At 48.4% G+C, this 22437-nt stretch carries 16 protein-coding genes; 7 read left to right on the top strand and 9 right to left on the bottom strand.

Annotation, left to right across the window (positions count from 1 at the left end):
- Window positions 1–96: 96 nt before the first annotated feature.
- The gene (locus AC27N8_RS10725; RefSeq protein WP_487066779.1) at window positions 97–3057 is read left to right on the top strand and encodes a tetratricopeptide repeat protein; all 2961 of its coding nucleotides are present in this window, start codon (window positions 97–99) and stop codon (window positions 3055–3057) included.
- Between the two features lie 522 nt (window positions 3058–3579).
- Here AC27N8_RS10725 and AC27N8_RS10720 read toward each other — a convergent pair.
- The 5 genes from AC27N8_RS10720 to AC27N8_RS10700 form a co-directional block, all read right to left on the bottom strand.
- Entirely contained in the window at window positions 3580–4059 is a 480-nt protein-coding gene (locus tag AC27N8_RS10720) for a putative molybdenum carrier protein (RefSeq protein ID WP_487066777.1), read from the bottom strand.
- Between the two features lies 1 nt (window position 4060).
- Window positions 4061–5371 (bottom strand): MFS transporter, encoded by a 1311-nt coding sequence (locus AC27N8_RS10715; RefSeq protein ID WP_487066775.1) that lies wholly within the window; start codon window positions 5369–5371, stop codon window positions 4061–4063.
- A gap of 16 nt (window positions 5372–5387) precedes the next feature.
- A complete protein-coding gene (locus AC27N8_RS10710) occupies window positions 5388–6743 on the bottom strand; it encodes an NAD(P)-binding domain-containing protein (RefSeq protein ID WP_487066773.1) in 1356 nt (451 codons plus the stop codon).
- A 106-nt stretch (window positions 6744–6849) separates the two neighbouring features.
- On the bottom strand, window positions 6850–7341 hold the full coding sequence (locus AC27N8_RS10705; RefSeq protein ID WP_487066771.1) for an arsinothricin resistance N-acetyltransferase ArsN1 family A: 492 nt from the start codon (window positions 7339–7341) through the stop codon (window positions 6850–6852).
- A gap of 75 nt (window positions 7342–7416) precedes the next feature.
- Window positions 7417–7749 carry a hypothetical protein gene (locus AC27N8_RS10700; RefSeq protein WP_487066769.1) on the bottom strand — a complete coding sequence of 111 codons (333 nt, stop codon included), beginning with the start codon at window positions 7747–7749 and terminating at the stop codon, window positions 7417–7419.
- 297 nt (window positions 7750–8046) lie between these two features.
- On the opposite strand from AC27N8_RS10700, the gene AC27N8_RS10695 reads away from it, so the two are divergent.
- Both AC27N8_RS10695 and AC27N8_RS10690 read left to right on the top strand, forming a co-directional pair.
- Entirely contained in the window at window positions 8047–8910 is an 864-nt protein-coding gene (locus tag AC27N8_RS10695) for a Hachiman antiphage defense system protein HamA (protein WP_487066767.1), read from the top strand.
- Window positions 8907–12116 (top strand): DEAD/DEAH box helicase, encoded by a 3210-nt coding sequence (locus AC27N8_RS10690; RefSeq protein ID WP_487066765.1) that lies wholly within the window; start codon window positions 8907–8909, stop codon window positions 12114–12116. Before AC27N8_RS10695 ends, AC27N8_RS10690 begins: the two co-directional genes overlap by 4 nt.
- Window positions 12117–12162: 46 nt before the next feature.
- On the opposite strand, the gene AC27N8_RS10685 is transcribed toward AC27N8_RS10690, so the two are convergent.
- Window positions 12163–12777, bottom strand: a complete 615-nt coding sequence (locus AC27N8_RS10685) for a UbiD family decarboxylase domain-containing protein (protein ID WP_487066763.1) — start codon at window positions 12775–12777, stop codon at window positions 12163–12165.
- 521 nt (window positions 12778–13298) lie between these two features.
- On the opposite strand from AC27N8_RS10685, the gene AC27N8_RS10680 reads away from it, so the two are divergent.
- Window positions 13299–15062: an NB-ARC domain-containing protein gene (locus AC27N8_RS10680; RefSeq protein ID WP_487066761.1), complete on the top strand. Its 1764-nt coding sequence runs from the start codon at window positions 13299–13301 to the stop codon at window positions 15060–15062.
- Window positions 15063–15149: 87 nt separating this feature from the next.
- On the opposite strand, the gene AC27N8_RS10675 is transcribed toward AC27N8_RS10680, so the two are convergent.
- The 3 genes from AC27N8_RS10675 to AC27N8_RS10665 form a co-directional block, all read right to left on the bottom strand.
- Window positions 15150–15827 (bottom strand): TMEM175 family protein, encoded by a 678-nt coding sequence (locus AC27N8_RS10675; protein ID WP_487066759.1) that lies wholly within the window; start codon window positions 15825–15827, stop codon window positions 15150–15152.
- Window positions 15828–15874: 47 nt separating this feature from the next.
- Window positions 15875–16012, bottom strand: coding sequence for a hypothetical protein (locus AC27N8_RS10670; RefSeq protein WP_487066757.1), 138 nt, complete (start codon window positions 16010–16012; stop codon window positions 15875–15877).
- A gap of 129 nt (window positions 16013–16141) precedes the next feature.
- A complete protein-coding gene (locus tag AC27N8_RS10665; protein ID WP_487066755.1) occupies window positions 16142–18859 on the bottom strand; it encodes a CDGSH iron-sulfur domain-containing protein in 2718 nt (905 codons plus the stop codon).
- Between the two features lie 211 nt (window positions 18860–19070).
- Here AC27N8_RS10665 and AC27N8_RS10660 point away from each other — a divergent pair, with 211 nt between their 5' ends.
- The 3 genes from AC27N8_RS10660 to AC27N8_RS10650 all read left to right on the top strand — a co-directional run bounded on the left by AC27N8_RS10660 (window position 19071) and on the right by AC27N8_RS10650 (window position 22375).
- Window positions 19071–19409, top strand: a complete 339-nt coding sequence (locus AC27N8_RS10660) for a nuclear transport factor 2 family protein (protein WP_487066753.1) — start codon at window positions 19071–19073, stop codon at window positions 19407–19409.
- 25 nt (window positions 19410–19434) lie between these two features.
- On the top strand, window positions 19435–19935 hold the full coding sequence (locus AC27N8_RS10655) for a (2Fe-2S)-binding protein (RefSeq protein ID WP_487066751.1): 501 nt from the start codon (window positions 19435–19437) through the stop codon (window positions 19933–19935).
- Between the two features lie 64 nt (window positions 19936–19999).
- Window positions 20000–22375 (top strand): xanthine dehydrogenase family protein molybdopterin-binding subunit, encoded by a 2376-nt coding sequence (locus tag AC27N8_RS10650; protein WP_487066749.1) that lies wholly within the window; start codon window positions 20000–20002, stop codon window positions 22373–22375.
- The last annotated feature ends 62 nt before the right edge of the window (window positions 22376–22437 follow it).

Genomic DNA, 22437 nt, shown 5'->3' with positions numbered 1-22437 from the left:
AAAATTTGCATACACTATTGAGAAAAGAATTCCTCATTTATGGATTTCCCCCTAGAAACAGTGATAATAGATAAATATTGGAGAGATACATAAGCTATGTCTTCTTCACCGCCAGCTCAAGCCATCAAAATCTTTTTCTCTTACAACAGCGCCTCCAGCAAGGATGCACGCCTGTTTGGGAAGCTGACAAACCACTTAAGCATCCTGCGACGACAGAAGCTTATCGATGAGTGGTATGATAGCGCCATCAGTGCGGGAAACAATATCACGCAGGCCATTGAGGCATATCTGCACGCAGCCGATATCATTGTCCTGCTCATCAGTGCGGATTTTGTCGCGTCGGAGCGCTGCTATGATATCGAGATGCGGCACGCTCTGGAGCTTGGTGAGGCAGGAGCAGCACGCTTGATTCCTGTGATCTTGTCTCCGACCGATTGGGAGGCACTTCCACTCTACCAATATAGTCCACTCCCGGCTGGCGGAACTCCAGTGAATCGCAAGCGCAATATTGATGAGGCATTAGTTGAGGTGGCGAAGGGCATTCGTAGGGTAGCTGAAGAACTGGTCCATCAGGTCATCAGAAGCCACAAACGTCCAGACGTGCCCAGAGGTCCCTTGTACCATCTGCCCTATCGGAGAAATGCTTTTTTCACAGATCGGACAACAACGCTCTCCTTACTGGCCTCCTCACTTTCTTTCTCACAGACCCATCAGACACAGATCCTGGCATTAAACGGACTCGGAGGCATCGGCAAGACCCAGATCGCGCTGGAATATAGCTATCGCTCATCCGACTTATATCAGACAGTCCTGTGGCTCGACGCCTCGTCGCACGAGATGTTCTGCACCGAAGTGAGTGCCATCGCGGAGAGACTCGCGCTCCCCAGGCAAGATCGTGAGGATGAAGAACATCTCTTTGCTGCGATCAAGCAGTGGTTGCAGGACCAGAAAACCTGGCTGCTGGTATTGGATCAGATCGAAGATATCGCATTGCTTGACCTGATCGTGCCGCCACAAAGCAGTGGACATGTCCTTCTGACCACGCGTAAAAAGGCAGGGCGAGAGACTACTTCCGAGGTTTTCGTCACTCAAATGGACATCGATGCGAGTGTTTCATTTCTGCTCCAGCGAGCCCGGATCATGACCGAAACAGCATCTGACGAGCAGATTCTTCCAGAAGTTCATCGGCCTGCGCATGCTATCGCACAAGCCCTGGATGGCTTTCCACTGGCCCTTGATCAGGCTGGAGCCTATCTTGAAGAGACCGGCTGTGGGCTGAGCGCTTACCTTGAGCTCTTCCAAAAACAGCAAGAGCGGAGGACATTGTTAGGGAGACGTGGACGGCTTGTGAGTAGTCAGAGCCATCCTGATTCTGTGATGATTACTCTGACACTCACAATCGACAAGGTAACCCAAGATCGAGCCATAAATCGACACCTACTGAACCTGCTAGCGTTTCTGTATCCAGAAGCCATCCCCTACGAAATGCTCGTGGATGGAGCAGACGCGTTGAGCGAGCCACTACGCTCACATATCAGCCATCAAATCGAGCTCAATGAAACGCTCGCCGATCTGCACAGCTACTCCCTGATCCACTACCTGGCCGACACGACAATGCTATGTATCCATCGCATCACCCAGACCATCCTCATAGATACCCTCACAAAAAGGCAACAACGCCAGTGGGCCAATCAAGCCGTCCGTCTCATAAATCGCCTCTTCCCAGAAGTGAGCTTCGACACAAGAGAAGCGTGCGAGCGTTATCTACCGCAAGCACAGCACTGCTCCAAGTTGATCGACGATCTTCAACTCACCTTGAAAGAAGGGCCATTGCTGCTCCAGCGTCTGGGCTCTTATTGTTATCAGCAAGCATGTTATCAAGAAGCGAAAACCTATCTCATCCAGGCGCTGCGGCTACAGGAACAGTCTCCCTGGGCTGAATCGCCGGACACAGCCCGGACACTCAATTCTCTGGCGCTCCTGTATTATCGAGAAGCACGCTATCAAGAAGCCGAAGAGATTCACCTGAGAGCGCTAAAATTGCGCGAACAAATGCTTGGTCCAGATCATCCACAAACGGCAGAAAGTCTCCATAACCTGGCAACACTCTACGAGAACCAGGATCAGTATCAACAAGCCGAGCAATTCTATCAAAGGGTTCTTGTGATTGACGAACGGATACAGGGTCCTGACCACATCGCTACCGCCAGGACCTTAAATAATCTGGGGTCACTGTACTATAAGAAGGGAGAGTATACGCAAGCGGAAATGGCATACCATCGAGCGCTCACAATCTATGAGCGTGAGCTTACGGAGCGACATCCTGATCTGGCCTATCCCCTCAACGGCCTGGGAGCACTCGCCGAGATGCAAGGAGACTATCAACAAGCCGAGCAATTTTATCAGCGCACCCTTGCAATACGCAAGCAGGCACTCGGGGATAAACATCCTGCCACGGCCCAGAGCCTCAATAAATTAGCAGATATATACGAAACACAGGGCAAAGATCAGCAAGCCAAAGAGCTCTATCAACAAGCCCTGATCATTGGTGAGCAAGTATTCGGAGTGGATCACCCAGATATCGCTCTCTTCCTCAATAATCTGGCCTTCCTTGCCGACAAGCAGGGAGAGTATCGACAAGCCGAACAATTCTATCAACGCGCACTGAGTATCTATGAACAAGCCCTGGGAATGGAGCATCGCTTTGTCGCAGACGTGCTTAATAATCTAGGAGTACTCTATCAGGAAAACCAGGATCAAGCACGTGCGGAGCCGCTCCTACGGCGAGCATTAGCCATCCGCGAGCAAGCGCTCGGCGCGACACATCCCGATACAGCTCAGAGCCTGAGCAATCTCGCCACGCTGCTCACCATTCAGCAGCGCTATGAGGAAGCAGAGGCATTGTTCCAACAAGCACTTGCGCTTCGCCTCCAAGCGTTTGGTCCAACCCATCCCGATGTCGCACGTACGCGCGAGAAATACGCGCTCTTGTTGGAAGCCATGGACCACCATGAAGCAGCAGCTATCCTCCGTCAGGCGAACCAGCTAAACGAGTGAAGGGGTAATTGATCCTTTTGTTTTTGGTTTCTGCGGTTCCTGCTGCTCTCTATCGCTCTGTTTTCCGGGTTTCGGCTTAGGCTCAGGGCCTTTCTTCTTGGACTTTGATTTGTCGCCATCATTACTGGCTATCTCGGTGAGAGCATCACTTGATGGATAATTATATGCAGATGCATCTACCTGGGGGGGGGGTATTGGGCATCGCTTCTTTTATCGAGCAGATGTCAACATTACGGCAGATGCTGCTCTCATCCTGATGAACCCCAACTGTCGTCGGTCTGACAGCTTTAGATAGCGTAAGAAGAGAAAAAAAAGAAAAACGCTGTACCATTCTTTATCCTGCCATTACCTTAAATACACACACATCGATATAAACAACCGCGTAGAGACGATGATCTAGCAGCTAACAAAAACTTGCGCTGGTAGAAATATGAGAGAAATGAGCAATCTCCACACTAGATAGGATACCATAGAAAAGAGTCCTATGCCACACTTTCTGAAGGATATTTCCTGCCATGCTATTCATAACGCAGAAAATGCCTCACTGAGGACCATAGTCACAAATGACCCAATTTCAGGCTCCGTTGAAGCACGAGGCCCTGCAACATTAAGGATATGGATATTGTGCTGGCGAAGAAATGTTAATAAAGTAGCCGCCGGATGAGCAGAACCGCGATGAATATGTATAGATGGTTTATAATAATACTGTGTAAAATATTGTGTGAGGGCAGAACCTCCTACAAGATGAGGAGCTATTGAGAAAATGACAGTCCCATCGGTATCACGCACATTCCACGCAGTCCGTTGAGCATAATCATCTGATGGAGTTTCTTTCAGCCCATAACGCAGATCAAGCGGGAAAGTATCTTCAGTCTTACGCCCCCGAGGGCACCACCCTCCATGGGGTATCCCATAGCGAATTGCCCAATCTAAAGCTGCACGATCAGCTCCTGTCTGCCCACCAGATACAATACGTTCCACTTTCTTATCGTTATCTTTCATACTACCTCAAAAGCTTTGATGCACGAGTACGCTCCATAGCATCATCTATCTGTTCGCTCTGCACTACCTGGCTTTCTCCACGAGAGGTCTCAGGAGGTGCCGTGAGCATAATACTAAGCGCTGCGAGCAGGAAGACCCCGATACAGATCTCAAAAGAAGTAGTGTAAGTATGCAACGTATCATACAGCCACCCAGCGAGCAACAACCCTGATCCAGAACTAAGAGCGACGGCGATTCCTTGCCAGGCGAGGATCGATCCATAGGAACGACGCCCCATATGCTCTGCCATGACAGCGGCGCGCAGCGGTGAGACGGCTCCATAAGCTGCTCCATACAGAAGCACATACATCAACAGCCAGGCCAGAGAGGGAGCAAGAATCAAGAGCACGACACCAACAGCTTGCGCAATGATGCTTCCACATAAGAGCAACTGGGGCGAGATTCGCTCGCTGAGCAGGTTGAAAACGACACGACCAGGAAGGCTGGCAAGTCCCAGACCACCGGCGACGCTGGCCGCAACGACAGGATCATAGCTACGTGTGATCAGAGCAGGTATCTGATACACTTGCACGATGGTACTGCCAAGCATCGTCAGCGAGAATGCGATCGTGAGAAGCCAGAACGCAGGAAGACGGAATGCCGAGCGCAACATCATGCCTGGGAGATGTCCAGACACAGGTAATTGTATCGGCAGAGAGCCATCGGGAGAGAGTCCCATATCTTCTGGATGCCGCCTGAGCAAGATCGCATGCAGAGGCATCGCCACCACGAGATGAGAGAGTCCCAGGATAAAGAGCATACTCCGCCATCCCAGATGTACAACCATCCAGCCCTCCAAGGGGATAAAAATAGGCGATGCCAATCCTCCAATTAGAGTCAGGACCGCCAGGGCCGTTCCTCGTTTGTGCTCAAACCAGTTCGCCACGACCGTAAATGAGACCGGATAAAATGTAAGAGCGATCGCCAGTCCAATACCAAGCGACCACCAGAGATAAAAAGCTATGATGGAGTGCACCGTGGAAAGTCCAATCAGTGAGACGCCTCCTAAGAGAGAACCCATCGTCATCAGCACGCGTGCGCCCCAGCGGTCCACAAGATGTCCAACCGGAACGCCGAGCACTCCTGCCAGAACAAGACTCACAGTATAGGCTCCAGAAAGACTGGCCTGACTCCAATGAAAGGTGTTACTCACGGGGACCACCAGCACTCCAAAGAGATACTGTGTGGTCCCGTAAGATATGATGGTCGTCACTCCCAACACCACCATTAAGACCCATCCATAGTAAGGCGACTTACGAATAATTCCTGTCATCCTACTCCATATCTTTTTAATGGATGCGTGACGATCGACGCGTGACTCCAATTGTCACCAGCGCAGGCGTCGCGGGAGCACAACAACTCGAACCACCATCATCTGCTACACCTCCACATGAACCGCCATTATCTGTTGAACAGACGCCGGTCTCCGGCAGAACCAATTCGACGTTGCGAGCCGCTTCCCAATCGCCAACCAGAGCCGCAACGATAGAGCGTACCTGTTCGTAGCCAGTAAGCATCAGAAAAGTAGGCGCTCGACCATAGCTCTTCATCCCCACGATAAAGAAGTTTGTGTCTGGATGAGACAGTTCCTCAACTCCATGAGGTGGAACGGTACCACAGCTATGCAGGTTCGGATCAATAAGTGGGGCCAGAGCCGTTGGACTTTCCAGACTAGCATCCAGAGAGAGACGTAATTCTCGCACAAACGAAAGATCGGGTCGAAAGCCCGTCGTGACAATAATCTCATCGACCGCCCCGAGACGCTCCTCCTCACCCTCAATTACTATCCCCTGAGAGGTCCGAGCAAGCGCGTGCACCTGAACTCCTGTAACCAGACGGATACGCCCGCTTTCCAGCAAATCTCGGATACGCTGGCCAAGTTGCCCACGAGCTGGAAGCCCATCGTTCTCGCCTCCACCAAAGAGCTGTTGTGTCTCCCGCCTGCGAATGGCCCAGACGATCCGCGTCGAAGGCACCTCTTCAGCCAGTTCACTCAGTTCAATTAAAGCATTGAAAGCCGAATGACCGCTCCCCACTACCAGAACACGACGTCCAGAGTATCGCTCTCGCTCTTTCCCCAAAACATCTGGAATGCCATAAAAAAGGGCCTGACGCTCCGTCCGTTCGCCCAGAGCCACGATACCATTGATACCAAGTGGATTGGGTTGAGCATACGTCCCAGAGGCATCGATGACAGCACGTGCCAGAAGATCGCGCTCCTGCCCAGCAAGAGTTTGCACACGCACGAGGAACGGAGCCTGCTCACGATCAGACGTTTTCATTTTATCAAAGCCCAAGCGCGACACCGCCACAACCTGAGTATTCAAGCAGAGCTGGGATTGAATAGCGGCATGTGACGCCAGCTGATACAAATACTGCTCAACAAATTCCCGGCCAGTCGGATAGCCTTCAAGATCAGGTGTCTGCCAGCCCATTGTTTTCAGGAGGACTTCAGCCTGCGCATCCAGCAGATAGCGCCAGGGAGAAAAAAGGCGCACGTGTCCCCATTGAAGCACCGCTGTGCCTACAGTTGGACCAGCTTCCAGGATCAATGGCGTTTCTCCGCGCCCAATAAGATGGGCCGCCGCAGCTAATCCAACAGGACCAGCGCCAATAATCACAACTGGCAAAGATGATTCATTCATAGCAGCAAATCTTCTTTCAAGGATGTTCATAACGTTTAATGTAAGTATCCTTGTAGACGAGTGAAAGAAAAAAAGGACGCAGATGGTTTGTCCAGCTCACATCGTCTCACACAAACCGAACAGGAAACAGATATTCAACAATCACGACATCCCGCCACACTCCATCCAGCTGACCATGCTTCTCATAGATGCCAACCTCCCGAAATCCCAATCCACCCAGTAACCTGCGACTGGATCTATTCTCAACAAAAACACGAGAAACTAGCTTCCAAAATCCAGCCGCCTCGCACTCCCTGAAGAGCTGCAACATGGCCTGCCGCCCCGTACCTTTGCCTCGCCAATCGCGTCGAACGTAGACCGAAAACTCCGCAATACCGGCATAGCAAGGACGCGCACTATAGGACGAGGTCGAAGCATAGGCAACAATCTCGTGCTCATGCTCAACCACTACGATCGGATGGATGCCATCAAACCAGGCAAGCACCATCTCTTCAGTACGCAACTCCGTCTCGAACGTCCCCACCCGATCCTCAATCCCCTGATTATAAATAGCCGCAATGGCCTCAGCATCATCCACCGTCGCTCGCCTGGCACTCATACAGTCTCACCTTTCCCAAAATTTTCTTGTGACACCACCTCATGCATAAGAATCAGCAGGGCCTGCGGAAGTACATCAAGAAACAAATAATCCTTCACTACGCAAAAATTCTTTCATATCTACGGCCCCCGTAATCGAGAGCCAGACCGGTCCCCGGTCTGCTTGCATCTCCAGATTAAAAGCAAAAAAAGGACAACAGAGCCGTTCATAGCTGAGAAAATTTACGATCCTCTGCAAGAGATCGGTCTCATTTGGCAGCTTGAAGGCATAACCGGTTTCAAGCTCGCGCACCTCTTGCACTTGGGCAAAAATCTGCTCGGTATTGGCTTGATGCACAGGCCGCTGCTCTTTAGGAATAGCATCCATGATACATGCGAGGATAGGAGTGCCCTCATGCCTCTTTGTCATATTATCTCCTTCTACTCAATAAATTGAAATGTATCTTTGTCCGCTCTAAGCATACAACTTCAAGCGTACTTGAAGTCAATAGGAGCAGGTATTCGTGGCCAGTGCAGGATAATCCAAATACCATCTTCAATAATACTTGCTAAAGCCCATAAAGTAAGATCTGGGGTAAGTATATCCTTTGTGCTCAGTATAGCCATAATTAGTATACTTCATTGTATTTTAATGGATTCCAGTGCATTATTATATATAATGAGACTTATCAAGAGATTGGATTTTCCGTGGGGTAAGGTAAATTTAATGAGTACGCCATTTGTATTAACAAATAATTATGATATCGACGATCATACTTACCGCGTTTATTCGCTTCATAAGAATGATATCAATGATTGGTTAGATTGGCTGGCTGACGAATACATAAAATTAAGGACTAGTAGAAAACATTTACTGGACAAACTTTCCACCGAAGATATTAGCATAATGAACACCAAACTAATAGAAAAATATCGACTTTTTGCAGTAAAATCTGCCAGCTTATCTGTTCCTACATATATGCAGGGTAATCAGGGCAACTTTAATATTCTTCGTTGCGACTTTGGAGAGCTTATTTGTTATTTATTGCTAGAAAGTTTTTACAGCACTCATCTAGGATATAAAAGCTTGAGTGAGCGAGATACCATATATCAACCAGCTAGAGGAATAGATACTATTGGTATCGAAAACACTTCTCCTATAAAACTTATTATCAGCGAAGTAAAAGTTTCCGACGAAAAAGCTTCTCCCCCGCAAGTCGTGGACACTGGTAAAGATAGTCTTAGAAAACAGCACCTAGAACATATACAAAAGAGAAAAACTGCTACAAAAGCCAAAATTGTTGACCTAAGTAGGCGTACAGACGACCAGGATTTCAGTAAATTGCTATCACTTGTGGCATTTTTACTCGACGAAGAGAGTTGGGAACACCTCCAATTAGTTGCATGCAGTGTTTTAATTCGCCCCGAGACAAAATATAGTAAAAAAGATTTTGGTAGTTTTTTTAATAAACCAAACGAGTATTTACCAGCGTCAGTAAGGTTCCTTATTGTCTGTATTCCCGAGGATGTGGATATAATAATAAAAGAGTGGGATAAAATAATTATCAGCAAGTTGGAGTCATTATCATGAGCCAAGCACAATTTGACGTTGCTGCATATGAAAAATTGTTGTCGGATTCAATTCATCTGAATGATGAGATGGCAACCATTAACTTAATTGCTTATGGGCAAAATGATAATATTGTGTTGAAGTCTCCAGAAAGGCTACCACGCCTTGGCTTGCTCTTTGAAGACCTGGGAATAAAAGCTTTCAAGTTATGGAACAGATCCAAAGAAGAAAAGCATACCCTGGAGTGGAGAGAAGATTTCACAAATGCTTTTTTTTGCTGGAATGCGTTATTTTCATTTCCTACGGAACTTAACAATCATAGTTCTGCTTCACAAGATTACTTTATTCATGACGCAGATCAAGATGTATTACCATCTACCATACTTAATATCGCGTTCCGTATTGCTGTCACCGGTCTTTTAAGTGAAAAGACGGCCGAAATCCGTTTAACACTCAGACAGATTCCTCTCGATGTATCAAACAAAGGGGATTGGCGCCATCACGTTTTAGAATATATCTTTAGCTCTTTTATACGACTAGTCCGTAAAGATAATGGCTGGACAGATATACATCTAGCTTTAACGAATATTAGTAAGCTTCGAGAATTGCAGAGCTCTTTCGAAGAAAATTATTTAACTCATCAGGGCAATGAGGAAAAGCAAGCCAGTGCAGCAGTAGAACTGATTGGGCTCTACCATTTAGCTCAAATTATAACTATCGTAGGGGAATATCTACAAGCAGGTTCTATCCCCATAGCGCGCATAAATGTCAGGTTGGACCGCCACCGAGATCAAGCACTTTTAGCTTTTGAAAATCAAAAGAACATATACCTCGCACATATGACCAATCTTCTCTGGGCGGGATGCCGAGAACTGGTACAGAATGCTATTTGGACTCACACACGTCAATTAAGCGAAAACACACAACAATTTATAAAAACACTAACAGATTCTCATCGTACTGATCCTATACTTGAGCTATGGCCTGGTCAACAAAAGGCTTTACGTAAAAACTTATTAGATCCTTATTCATACGCCGTTCTGGTGCAAATGCCAACAAGTGCAGGTAAAACATTGCTCGCCAAATTTGCGATTGTCCAGACCAAAGCGCTCAAGCCACATGGCATCATTGCATATATTGTGCCGACGAGGGCTTTGGTTAATCAAGTAACGCTAGATCTTAGAGAGGATTTGCGTGAATTGTTGAATGTTGAGCAGGCAGTACCCGCATTTGAGCTTGACCCAACAGAAGAACGTTTCTTACGCAACAAAGTGGACATATTAGTAACGACACCCGAGAAATTCGACTTGCTTATCAAGCGCAACCATCCTGTCACACATGATATGTCTCTAGTTGTCGTCGATGAAGCTCATAACATTAGCGATGAAGGACGCGGATCGCGCCTAGAATTATTACTAGGTACAATCAAACGCGATCGTCTGGGAGTACGTTTTCTGTTACTCTCTCCGTTTTTGCCCAACGGTCAAGAACTTGTAACCTGGCTCGGTGAAGATCGCGCATTACCACCCATTTCAATAGATTGGAAGCCGAATCGAAAAATTGTAGGTGTTGTAGCCAATAAAAAGCTCAATAAAGAATGGTTACTCGAACTTGAAACTTTACCATCTTCCCACATAATGGATGTCAGTGCCGAGAAAAAGTTTTTTATTGGTAAAGGAAATAAGCATCAGAGCATAAAGAGTATTACAAAAGCAATCGTACTATCTCAAAAAGATAGGGGAACAATTCTAATTTTATGTAGAGGGAAAGGAACAGCATCCAAAAGGGCGGTTGAGATCGCATCTGATATGCCCATTTCATTAGAGAAAGAAAGTATTGTTGAGGCAGTATGCCGTTATATAGAAGCTGAAGTAGGACAAAAATCAATCCTCACAGACTGTTTAAGGCACGGAGTTGCATATCATCACTCTGGTCTATCCTACGAAACACGCTGGCTCATCGAAGGATTAATTCGTCGTAAGCATGTGCAGGTCATATGTGGAACAACGACACTCGCTCAAGGAGTAAATTTCCCGATTACTACAGTGATTGTTGAGACGCTTAAAAAAGGCACGAAAGATTTATCGCCACAAGATTTCTGGAATATTGCCGGGCGTGCTGGAAGAACACTTGTCGATACACTGGGCGTAGTCGTTTGCCCGGCCCCCACTTCAGAAAAATCAGATGCTTTTAAAGTTTTTCTAAAAAAAGAGGCCGAAGAAATCGTCAGTCAACTTTCGCTGCTGCTAGAACATATCGACGATATCGCAAACAAATTTGATCTTCCTACCTTACATAACTTTCCTCAACTTTCACCACTCTTGCAATTTCTTGCTCATGCTATGCGTATTTCAGGGGGTGATGATATCGCCAATGAAGTCGAAGACTTACTCCGCGCAAGTTTAATTTATTATCAAGTTCAGAAGGGAAATGCAATCAATGCTCGTCGCCTTATCGACTTATGCCATAAGTACCTCCGCAGCATCCGCAAAGAGCGAGGAATGCTAGAAATTGCAGATCAGACTGGCTTTGCCACACCGAGCGTGAAAAAACTCCTGGGTCAAAAAGAACGAAACCATGAACTAACTTCTGTTGAAAAATGGCATCCACAACAACTTTTTAACGAAGATGTCTCATCATTAAGTAAACGCATTCAGACCATCGCAGACCTGCCAGAAATGCAGCTAAGCGACGGCTATGACGGATCTTTTGATCCAGACAGAATTGCTAAAATACTGCGAGATTGGGTTAATGGGGATACGTTAAAAAATTTAACAGACAAGTATTATCAAGGGAATAAAACTGCGCAGGAAGATAAAATTAGCGATTTCTCCGGCTATCTATTTTCACAGTTACTGGGCAAAGCATCCTGGGGAATTGGGGCATTAGAAACTGTCTGTTTAGCTGGCGACAAAAATGTTCCATGGGAAGAGATCGGTTATGTGCCATCAATGATTTTTTTTGGAGTCCGGAATAAGGAAGCAATTTGGCTGAGAATGGCTGGCGTCCCTCGTATCGTAGCGGATGGCCTTTCGGCTATTTGGCAGCAAAAGCAAAGCGGTGAGCCAAAAGACTATGATGATATCCGTAGCTGGGTAAGCCAACTCACAGATACCGAATGGAGAAATGCGATCCCAGTAACCTCACGTTTAACTCCCTCTGATCTACGCCTTATCTGGCAGGAATTTGCTGGTCAAAGAATTCATAATTCTTCAAACATTGTTTAGTTAGCCTGATCACTTTGATCAAATGGAAGGCATGATCAAGCTCACATCAAGTATAACCATATGATCTCCAATTATCCAGCACCTGCTGTTGAATCTCAGAGGGCCAGAGATCCTTGAAAGATGTAAGCAGGGGTTTCGTGTCCGGAGTCCAGTCGCCATGAGAGACAATATGTGCACGCAGATCAGAGAGGAACCGGGCCGCATGTGGTATCCCCATAACCGTGTGATCTTCTTCCACCGTCACACCTGCCGTCACCACGGGAAGAATTGCATTGTCACGATAGGTCATGGCGGTAATCGTAAAGACAGGTTTAGGTGATCTCTCATGAGCCTCATAGCCAGCGAATTCGCCCATCGGCCCTTCTATCGCGGTCTCCGTGCGAGAAACAAAGCCTTCAATGACAATTTCTGCGCTGGCCGGTACGAAGAGATCGATCGTCTCGCAACGCACAACTTCGGTTGCCGCCCCAAAATACGCGCCCACAATCCCGGACTCATCGACATTCGCGGGGAGCGGCATCCCACCCACAAAAGGAATAAACGGCTCAACGCCCAATGCCAGAGCAATCAGTACCACATCAGCGGCCCTCGTGAGCAGATTGCTGCTGATACCATGTGCAATCTCGCTCATCGTGCGGATTGAGCAAGGAGCAATAATCATCCTATGGTCCTAAAAGAACCGCTGGCAATCGCAGCCCCACGTCGGTCACTGGATAACAGACATCGACAAAGCCATGCAGTTGATGCATCGAGAGGTCTATCTCATATATATATTTCATACATGAATCAAATCTTTATCCCATACACAAATAAGCAGTATTCATGCAGACATTTCTACTTGCCTCTTATTCGGAGTACGCAAAGTATACTCTAGAAAGCTAAAAAAAAGCTTTACAGAAACTTTATACACGACTCATCCAACTGCGCAATTTCGGCTTCACTGGCGTAGTAGAAATATGTTCTAACCAAGCGAGGATAATGGAGCTCATGGATTTACCGCTTTTTAAGAGATGGCATTATGTACAAGTTTTACATAAAATTTAATTGCAACAGGTCATACTATCATTTTATAATGTATAATTGAAGCGCCGTCCAAAAAGGATGAGATTTAAATCACTTAACTTGCGTGGAATAGTTCTCTATTGCTACGGTATCAACACAGCAAGTAGAAAGCTCGAATGCATGGATACTAAAAATGCTTTGCGCCAGGCACGAGAACTGCGTGGATGGTCGCAAGCTAAAGTTGCAAAATCAATCAATTCAGATATTGGAACTGTTAGCCGTTGGGAACGTGGGATTAGTATCCCGTCACCTTACTTTCGTGAACAATTGTGCCTCATCTTCGAGATGGACGCACAGGCACTAGGCTTCTTTTCAGCCTCAGAAACGCCCAAACAAGCCAACGCAACCTTACAAGAGATGCAAGTATTGTCAATCTCTCAGCTTACACAAGAAGAGGCTATCATTGATCCTACCATTCCCTATCCAACGCTCACCGAGTCACTGTTGGTAGGGCGTGGCCAATTACTGAATCATCTGGTTTCTTCTCTGCATGCAGGGGATATCAAGGTGCTTTTCGGACTTCCAGGAGTGGGCAAAACCGCCCTTGTCAGTGTTTTTGTACGACATCCACTCATCCATCAACGCTTTTCAGACGGCATCCTCTGGGCGAAATTAGGCCCTGCACCTGACATTCAAAATCATCTCACACATTGGGCCACTCTTCTGGGCATAGAGCCATGGACTATCAACCACAAACCAACGCCTGAGAATTTGCCATACTTGCTCCATCAGGCGATTGGACAACGGCATTTCCTACTTGTGCTTGATGATGTCTGGACAACTGAGGCAACGGCACCTTTTTTGATCGGTGGTCCGAATTGTGCACAAGTAGTGACAACACGATTCCCACACATCGCCCATGTAATATCTGATAATGCTACCAATGAGTTGGGAGTGCTAAGTAAGGAGGAAAGCTTAAACCTCCTCAGAACAATGGTTCCTGATCTTTCCTCTGTTGACAATGCATCTATTGATGAAGTTATTCATTATACTGGAGGGCTACCACTAACATTAACGCTCATCGGCATTCATCTCCAGATAGTCGCCAAAAGTAGACAACCACGCCGCTTACTGACGGCTCTGAGCTCTCTTACCGAACGTTCTGCACGTCTTCACCTGACCTTTCCTCTCTTTCCCACCGAACGCCTGCCTGCGCTAACCAATGGCGTACAGCCATCCTTAGAGACGATGATCGCTTTAAGTGATCAACGCCTCTCTCCTGCTGCTCATAATGCTCTGCTTTCCCTCTCTTTTCTGCCCACACAACCGGCGAGCTTCTCAGAAACAGTGGCGTTAACCATCACCGGTAGCAGCATCGAGGTGCTCTATGAGCTCCTTGATATGGGGATGCTTGAAAGCTATGCTCCAGAGCGCTACAGGATACATCAAGTGGTAGCCGATTATGGTCGCCTTCATGGAGGGGTTATGATAGATACACGCATCCGCTTGATTGAATATTGTGTGCGTTGTGCTGAACAATTGGAGAGTAACGCCAAACAATTCGAGTCGGAATATGAAGTGGTCTTGCAAGCACTTGATGAAGCTTACACCTTAGGGCATTCAAAAGCTATCATGCAGATAGTCAGTGCCGTCGCACATTTTCATGCCTCCCATCGTATGTATGCACAGGCCGAACAACATCTGACGCGAGCAGCCAGCGTCGTCACCAACCTTAACAACCTTCAACAGAAAGCATCAATTCTTTTTGTACAAGGAGAGATCGCCCAGAGGCAAAAGAAATATTCCCAGGCGGCTGCCTATTACCAGGAAGCGCTCCTGCTCGCCCAGCGCGTACAAGATGACGCCTTACAAAATAAGCTGCTTCGTTATCAGAAGAGGATTAAGCTGATCTCAGAGGACTTTAACACGGACCGAGATGTATAGAGGTATAGTCATACATAACCATGGCAGCAAGCAAAAAGAGAGTCGGCACGCAGACAACTTAGCACTGCGTGCCGACTCTCTTTTTGCTTATTTCGCTAAATGTCTTGGCGGAAAATCAATGTCCCGCATACGGTTCGGAAGGCTGTATATGATGGCTACCACAATATACAAGGCCATACTGGCTTCAACGTTGAGAAGTGAGACGAAAAAGGACACCAGATAGATGGGCAATCCAATCATGTAGCTGATTGTCAACTTACGTCTGGCCGGAACGCTAATATCTTCATAAAGGAGATGATTGTTCGTAGTGGCATACCACCAAATACCACTAAAAAAGAGACCATTAAAGAACAGCGTGGCGCTGTAGATGGCCGTAACAATATGTTCAGCAATGGGAACGTTGACATATTGTGTCATCAAAGAGGTGGCAAAAGGGATGAAGACGATACACATGAGAAAAAAGGTGTTAATCAGCAGTAGGAAGTGATCTACACACTCGATGTAGCAAAACATGTTGTGATGATTGGCCCAAAAGATACCGATCACAAGGAAGCTGGTAAGATAACCTAGATACATGGGCCACTGATCCACCAACGCTTGCAAGAGGAACTCAGGTTTTACATTCGGGACACGGATATCCAGGACCAATAATGTAATTGCTACGGCTATGACCCCGTCGCTAAATGCCTCAACACGAGCAGTATCGCGAATGACGCGCTGCCTCAACCTCGGTTCTCGATCGGGCTTCTCATCATGAGAACCCATGTAATTTCCCATCAGGTAACGGTGTGCTTTCTTTTTGAAGAGAGAAGTTATAGAAGATACGCACGAAAGACAATCAAGGCATTCATCAACTGAGCCGTGCCAGAGAGTGCTGGCCCCAGCAGAGAGATAACTGATCCACAGAGGAAAAATGGATTTGCGCCTCGGCAGATCTGAGAGTTCTCCATAGAGCGGTCAGACTGCCTGCGCAATGTTTCAATGTCTCAATCCTCCTTTTTGAAGATATTCTTTCTATGCAAGTATAGAGCCAGGCACTCTATGTTTCCTCTATAAAACCTTCGTTTTCGTGTCCTGGATTATTCTTTTGTGCCGGATTCGATCCAGCGTCGAAAAACCTCTACTTTTTCAGAGGGCCAGGCCCCATCGCAGGGCATCGATCCTTGCTGGAGCCGTGCCAGGATGGCTGTTGCGTGCTTGACGACGTCTTGATATGACCAGAGGTCAAAAACCCAGGTCATTGACTGCCGATCCTGCAAGCGAAACAGAGGTTTGATATGAGCAGTGAAATGAAGCTCCTCATTTTCGCCTGGTAACGGCGCCACAGTCTCTTCTACCGGTGGAACGAGCGCTGAGACTCTCGATGAGGGCAATCCAGCGGTCCCCCAGTTCCAGGTCGGCATTGGCATATGTAACGGTGGATGCGCTCCGATGGTCGAATTCTCCACAGCGAGCCGCGAGCCCCATTCAATGTATGAAGCAAATGCCGAGCGGAATTCAGCATCAGCGGGAACGCCAGCTTCGTCGGCCGCCTGCATCAGCAAGCTAACCCAGCGAGCACGCTTATCCTCAGTAATACCCTTGCCAATATGTTGTGAAAGCATATGGGAATAGCCTCCACATTGTCCTGAATAATTCTTCGGCCCACCAAAGACCTCACCCAGCCAGGACGCCACGCGTTCAGGATGATTAGGAGACATATGAGCAAATATCGGCCGCAGTAAAGGATCTTGTGGGATATACTTGTCATAGAAGAGATGAGTCATACGCGTCGCCACCGACAAGCCTCCCATCCACTCAAACAGCGAAGGATCATGCGTCTCCGGGGGCACCGGATCGTGAAAATCGACATACCAATGCATCCCACTACAGAAGGGCTTATTCTGGGAGTGGCCACAGCGACACAAGCTATAATGCTCCAGGGAAACGCCTGCGTTGCGCACCTCATCGTTACCCTGATCATCTTTCAGAGGAATATGTCCCGTAATGCGATATGGGCCATCCTTAGAGACTTCGATCGCGGGCGGACGATTCTGGTCAACCTGGTTACGTGCCTCGACATCTCCGAGCGCAAAGCTGAGAGCACCAGAGGGACAGGCACGTACGGCGCGAATTGTTTCATCCATTCTGGCACCGTTGGGACTAACAAACGGCTCCTCGCCAGCATGAAATACTGTGGAAAGTCGATCTGTACAAAAGCCTGAGTGAGCACAGATACCGCGATTATCAAACACGGTGAGCGCCGTACCAAGGTAGGTATCGCGCCGGTCGGCCACACGTCCGGGATCTTTTTGGCTCGTAAAATCGACGCGAGCATGGGTTCCATCGCAGAAAGGCTTCGTAGAAGACGCGCCGCAACGACAAAAAGCCATCTGTGGTCGCGTTGGGACAACCTCTCCCAACCACGTCTTCAGCAGCTCCGCGTTGGTCACAAGATAGGGACCATTAATGGATGACTGAATACTACTCGGCAACGAGCTTTGTAGAGCTCTCAACGCTACCAGTTTCTCCTCGACACCGTGCGGTCCCTCGGCTGGAGCAAATTGACAGGCCAGATCTTGTAGAGCAGCGGTCGCCTCCTGAATCTCGATAGGCACAGGTAGCCGCACGCGCAGCTTTGTCGCTGCCAGAGCCAACTGCCAGAGCCGTTCCTCGAACAGCGCCCAGGCAGGTGTATGATGTGCTAACGCCGATACATTCATATGGCCTTTATCACCAAAGGGCGCACCCGCGCAACGTCCCGGCAGAGATGTGCTATCAACCGGCAGACGTGCCAGCGCCTCTCCCAGGGGACGAATGACGCTATAAAACATCTGTGTGAGAGCATGTGACAGCTGTTCGAGATCGACAGCAGACTCATCGGCACGCGTAATAAAGCATTGTAGCAGCATCAAAAAGGTATCATAGGCACGATTAAAGATGTCAGCAGCCTCGACGGTGAGTTCATCGACAAGCTGCGTGCTTACGGCATCGGACGAAGAAATAGAGGTCCTTGGATCAGCCACAACCGGACGCACAGGTTCAAACGGCCTCCCCTCCTGCTGAGCATCGGCCAGGAGCAGTGCATACTCAGTGGGAATAGTCATCGGCTCATCGGCCGGCGTCCCGGATACGACTGCCGGCGCATCTTCCGAGGTCCCAGTAATCAACGCCACAGCGGCGAGCGCCGAGTTCTGATCAATCACGGCAATGGGTTGACGGTCCAGATTGAGAACCCCCCCTTGCACTTGAGTGTCTGGAGAGCCAATAAAGAGATCATCAGCAGGCAAACTACGTAGACTCAGCGCAATCTTGGCATATAGCTCTCCATTGGTCATCGAAGAGCGTGCAAAGTTATCGGGAGCTTGTCCAGGGGCATCCGCCAGAGGAGATCCTGGCGCATCGAGAAGGGCATTGAGACGCTCATACATAGCCAGTTGCTCAACAGTTGCTGAAGAGAAGGGCCGCAAAGTCAGTCCACCACTGGCACTATCAGCCGCAGTCAAAAGCGGAAATTCAACACGTTGGATATATGGATTCTCGCCTAAAGCGGTCAACAGATTCGAGATCTGGATCATGTACAACAGTCTATCTGTAGCCGAAGCGGCAAGGCGTCGTCGCCATAGGCGAACACTGGTAGCCTGTTCGGCAGTTAAACCGCCCTCACGTACATCGCCTTTAAGCGAGTAAGCGGCAAACAAATACGCACAAGCCAATCCATGTTCAAGCTCAGAGGCACAAGTAAGAAGAAAGATCAACTCTTCCCGTGTAGCTGCTGGTTTCAGGCCTACATCAGAGCCTTGAGTGCGATCTGGCATACGTCTGCTCCTCTCCATAATAAATGAAAACAACATCAAAGGCAACCCGCTGCAATTCAGTCTAGCATCGATAATAAGCAAATGCAAGTGGAAGATGAAATTTGTTAAAGAGACACAAAGTAGTAGTAAAGCATCGGTAAAGCAGTTATAAAGCGGCAAATGGTATTCTGTATCTTATTAATCCGTACAAAAAATGAGAAGGAGAAAGAAGATGGCCACATCTTTTGGCAGGCAGTTTTATGATGAGCAACTCGCCTACATCGCAGCTCACGATATCGATGGCCTGATCGATAATCACTACAACGAAGATGCCGTACTCATGGGACTCGACTTCGAAGTCAGAGGAAGGGCCGCCTTGAAAGATCATTTTCGTGGATACCTGAAGACGCTCGGAAATATCAAAGTAATCTCCACCGACCATTTTACCGAAGGGCCAGACGCAATCTTTTTCGATGCCCATGTGATGACCGATATTGGTCCAGCATTCGTCTTTGACGCTTTTGTCTTGAAGAATAGCAAAATTTCCTATCACTTTACAGGAGTCAAATAAGCGAAAGTCACGAGAGGAAAACGTTATGCAGATCCGGGTAACAGTCAATGGTCAGCTGCATACAGCAGATGTCGAACCACGGCTGCTTCTAGTGGATTTCATCCGTGAGACATTAAAGTTGACGGGCACAAAAATTGGCTGTGACACAGGACAATGTGGAACCTGCATTGTGCAAGTTGATGGCAAGCTGGCCACGAGTTGCTCAATGCTGGCGATACAAGCAGACAATGCGCACATAGAAACCATCGAAGGAGCATCCACCCACGGTCAACTGACGAGTCTTCAGGCAAGTTTATGGGAAACGCATGGGCTGCAATGCGGTTTCTGTACTCCCGGTGTGATTATGACGCTCCAGGATCTTTTACAACGCAATGCGGCTCCTGATAAAGATGAAATTCGCTCCACTCTGGACGGAAACCTGTGTCGCTGTACAGGGTATAACAGCATCGTGCGAGCGGTAGAAGCAGTTGTCAAGCAAAGTCAGCAAGCAGTCGAAGCCGCTCCCGAAGGGGTGTTAACCGATTAGAGAGCGTCCCGTAGTCTCATAAAGCGCGACAAAAAATATTTGGATCGGATTAAGAGGAGAAATCGTGGCTCAAAAAATTCTAGGCTCACCGCTAAAAAGTCGCGAAGACCCGCAGATGCTCCGAGGAGAGGCTCAGTTTACTGCCGATATTGAGCTTCCAAACATGCTGCACATGGCGATATTACGCAGCGCATACGCTCATGCCAACATCAAGAGCATCGATACAAGTGCCGCTTTGCAAATGCCCGGGGTCGTACGCATCATCACCTATGCAGATATCGACGGGAAAATCATGCCACTCCCCTGCGTCTGGATACCTGGAGGCGTCGAGTCTCACTTTCCGCACCATCCATTTGGATTACCAGGAGCCGGTACCGTACTGGCGAATGGGAAAGTGCGTTTTATCGGTGATCCAGTAGCAGCGGTCGTGGCAGAGACACGTTATCAGGCTGACGACGCACTTGAAGCCATCAAAGTCGTATACGAGCCGCTACCAGTCGTCGTCGATGCAGAAGAAGCGCTCAAAGATAACGCCCCCCAGTTGCATGAGGAAGTGCCTCATAATTTGAACGCCGACTGGACCTGTGGGAATCGGGCCGCTACAGATGAGGCCATAGCGCACGCAGAAGTTGTCGTGGAGCTCGACCTCTACAATCAGAGAACCATCAACAATCCCATAGAGCCTCGCTGCGGGATTGGTGATTACAATCAGATTACCGAAGAATATACATTATGGTCCACCACCCAATCTCCCTATAACCATCGCTTTTTACTCTCTGTACTTATATTAGGCATCCCCTTTAATAAACTCCGCGTCATAGCCCCCACCATCGGTGGCAGCTTTGGCACCAAAGGATACATCTATCCAGACATGGCTCTGGTTCTTTTCTTATCAAAAGAGCTCGGTCGGCCGGTCAAGTGGGTGGATACGCGCAGTGGCTTGATGCGTTCGACGGTACAGGGACGCGATCATAAGCAGCATATCACGCTGGCCGGTACCAGAGATGGGAAGATCACAGCACTCCGCTGTACCAGTTATGCTAATCTGGGAGCGTATCCTTCGACGATCGGTCCTGGTGTAGCGACGGCCCTCATGGGACGTAGCATCACAGGAGTCTACGCCATCGAAAATGCCTTCTGTGAGGTGTTCGCCGTCTTCACCAACATCGTGCCACTGGGAGCACAGCGCGGCTCTGGTCGAGCGGAATCGACCTTCCTGACAGAGCGTATAGTCGATCTCTATGCGCGAGAAATCGGCATGGACCCGGCGGCACTGCGCTATAAAAATATGATTCCCCCCGATAAGTTTCCCTATGATAATCAATTAGGGTGGCTCTATGACTCAGGCAACTATCCAGCGACACTTGATCGTGCTCTGGCGATGCTACGCTACTATGAAATGAAGGCCCTGAAAGAAGAGGCGCGACAGCGCGGTAAGAGGATTGGTATTGGATTAGCATCTTTCGTCGCAGTCTGTGGAGTTGGTCCATCAACGCGTATGTCAAAGGAAGGGATGCTTGGTGGCACCTGGGAAAGCGCGAATATCCGCGTTCACCCCAGCGGTGAGGTAAGCATCATGCTCGGCTCAAAATCGACTGGACAGAGTCACGAAACGACCTTTGCGCAGATCGTCGCCGAAGAGTTAAATATCCCCATGGATTCCATCCAGGTCTTCCACTCCGACACGCAAAAGGCTCCCTTCGGACAAGGCACCTACGGTAGCCGCTCATACAGTGTTGGTGGACCCGCAATGCATATGGCGGCGCTCAAGATCAAAGAAAAAATGTGTCAGGCTGCCGCTCATACCTTTGAAGTAGCAGAGACAGACGTTGTCTATCAAGACGGCAAAATCTTTGTGAAAGACGATCCCAAGAAAACCAAAACGTTTCAGGAGATGGCACTGGCTCTCTGGTACGGCTGGAACTTACCACCAGGCATGGAGCCCGATATCGATATCACCAGCGTCTTCGATCCGGCCGACTTCAATTATCCATTCGGCACCCACATCGCCATGGTTGAGATAGATGATGAGACGGGAGAGATCGAGATTAAGCGCTACATCGCAGTCAACGACGTCGGCACCATTGGGAATCCTCTGGTTGTAAGTGGACAAGTAGAAGGAAGCATCACCCATGCACTCGGACAGGCATTGATGGAGAGGGCAATCTATACCGAGCAGGGTGAACTCCTGACAGATAACTTCATGACATATGCGCTGCCCAAAGCCTCCGATATTCCTGACTACGAGCTCGATTATACCGTCACACCGTCACCTCACAATAAGCTGGGTCTCAAGGGTGCTGGCGAGATCGCCACTGTCCCGCCAGCCGCAGCAATCGCGAACGCTGTCTGTGACGCACTCGCAGATCTGGGAGTGCGCCATATTGAAATGCCGATTACGTCTGAAAAAATCTGGCGGGTCCTGCATAAAGTTGAATAAATAAGTAGCGTCGAGCCTTGCAATACGCTTGATCTCTTTGGGAAATACGATTCTTTCTTTGA

The sequence above is a fragment of the Dictyobacter sp. Z7_2 genome (assembly GCF_057551105.1).
This window is presented reverse-complemented; position numbering and strand designations above follow the sequence as displayed.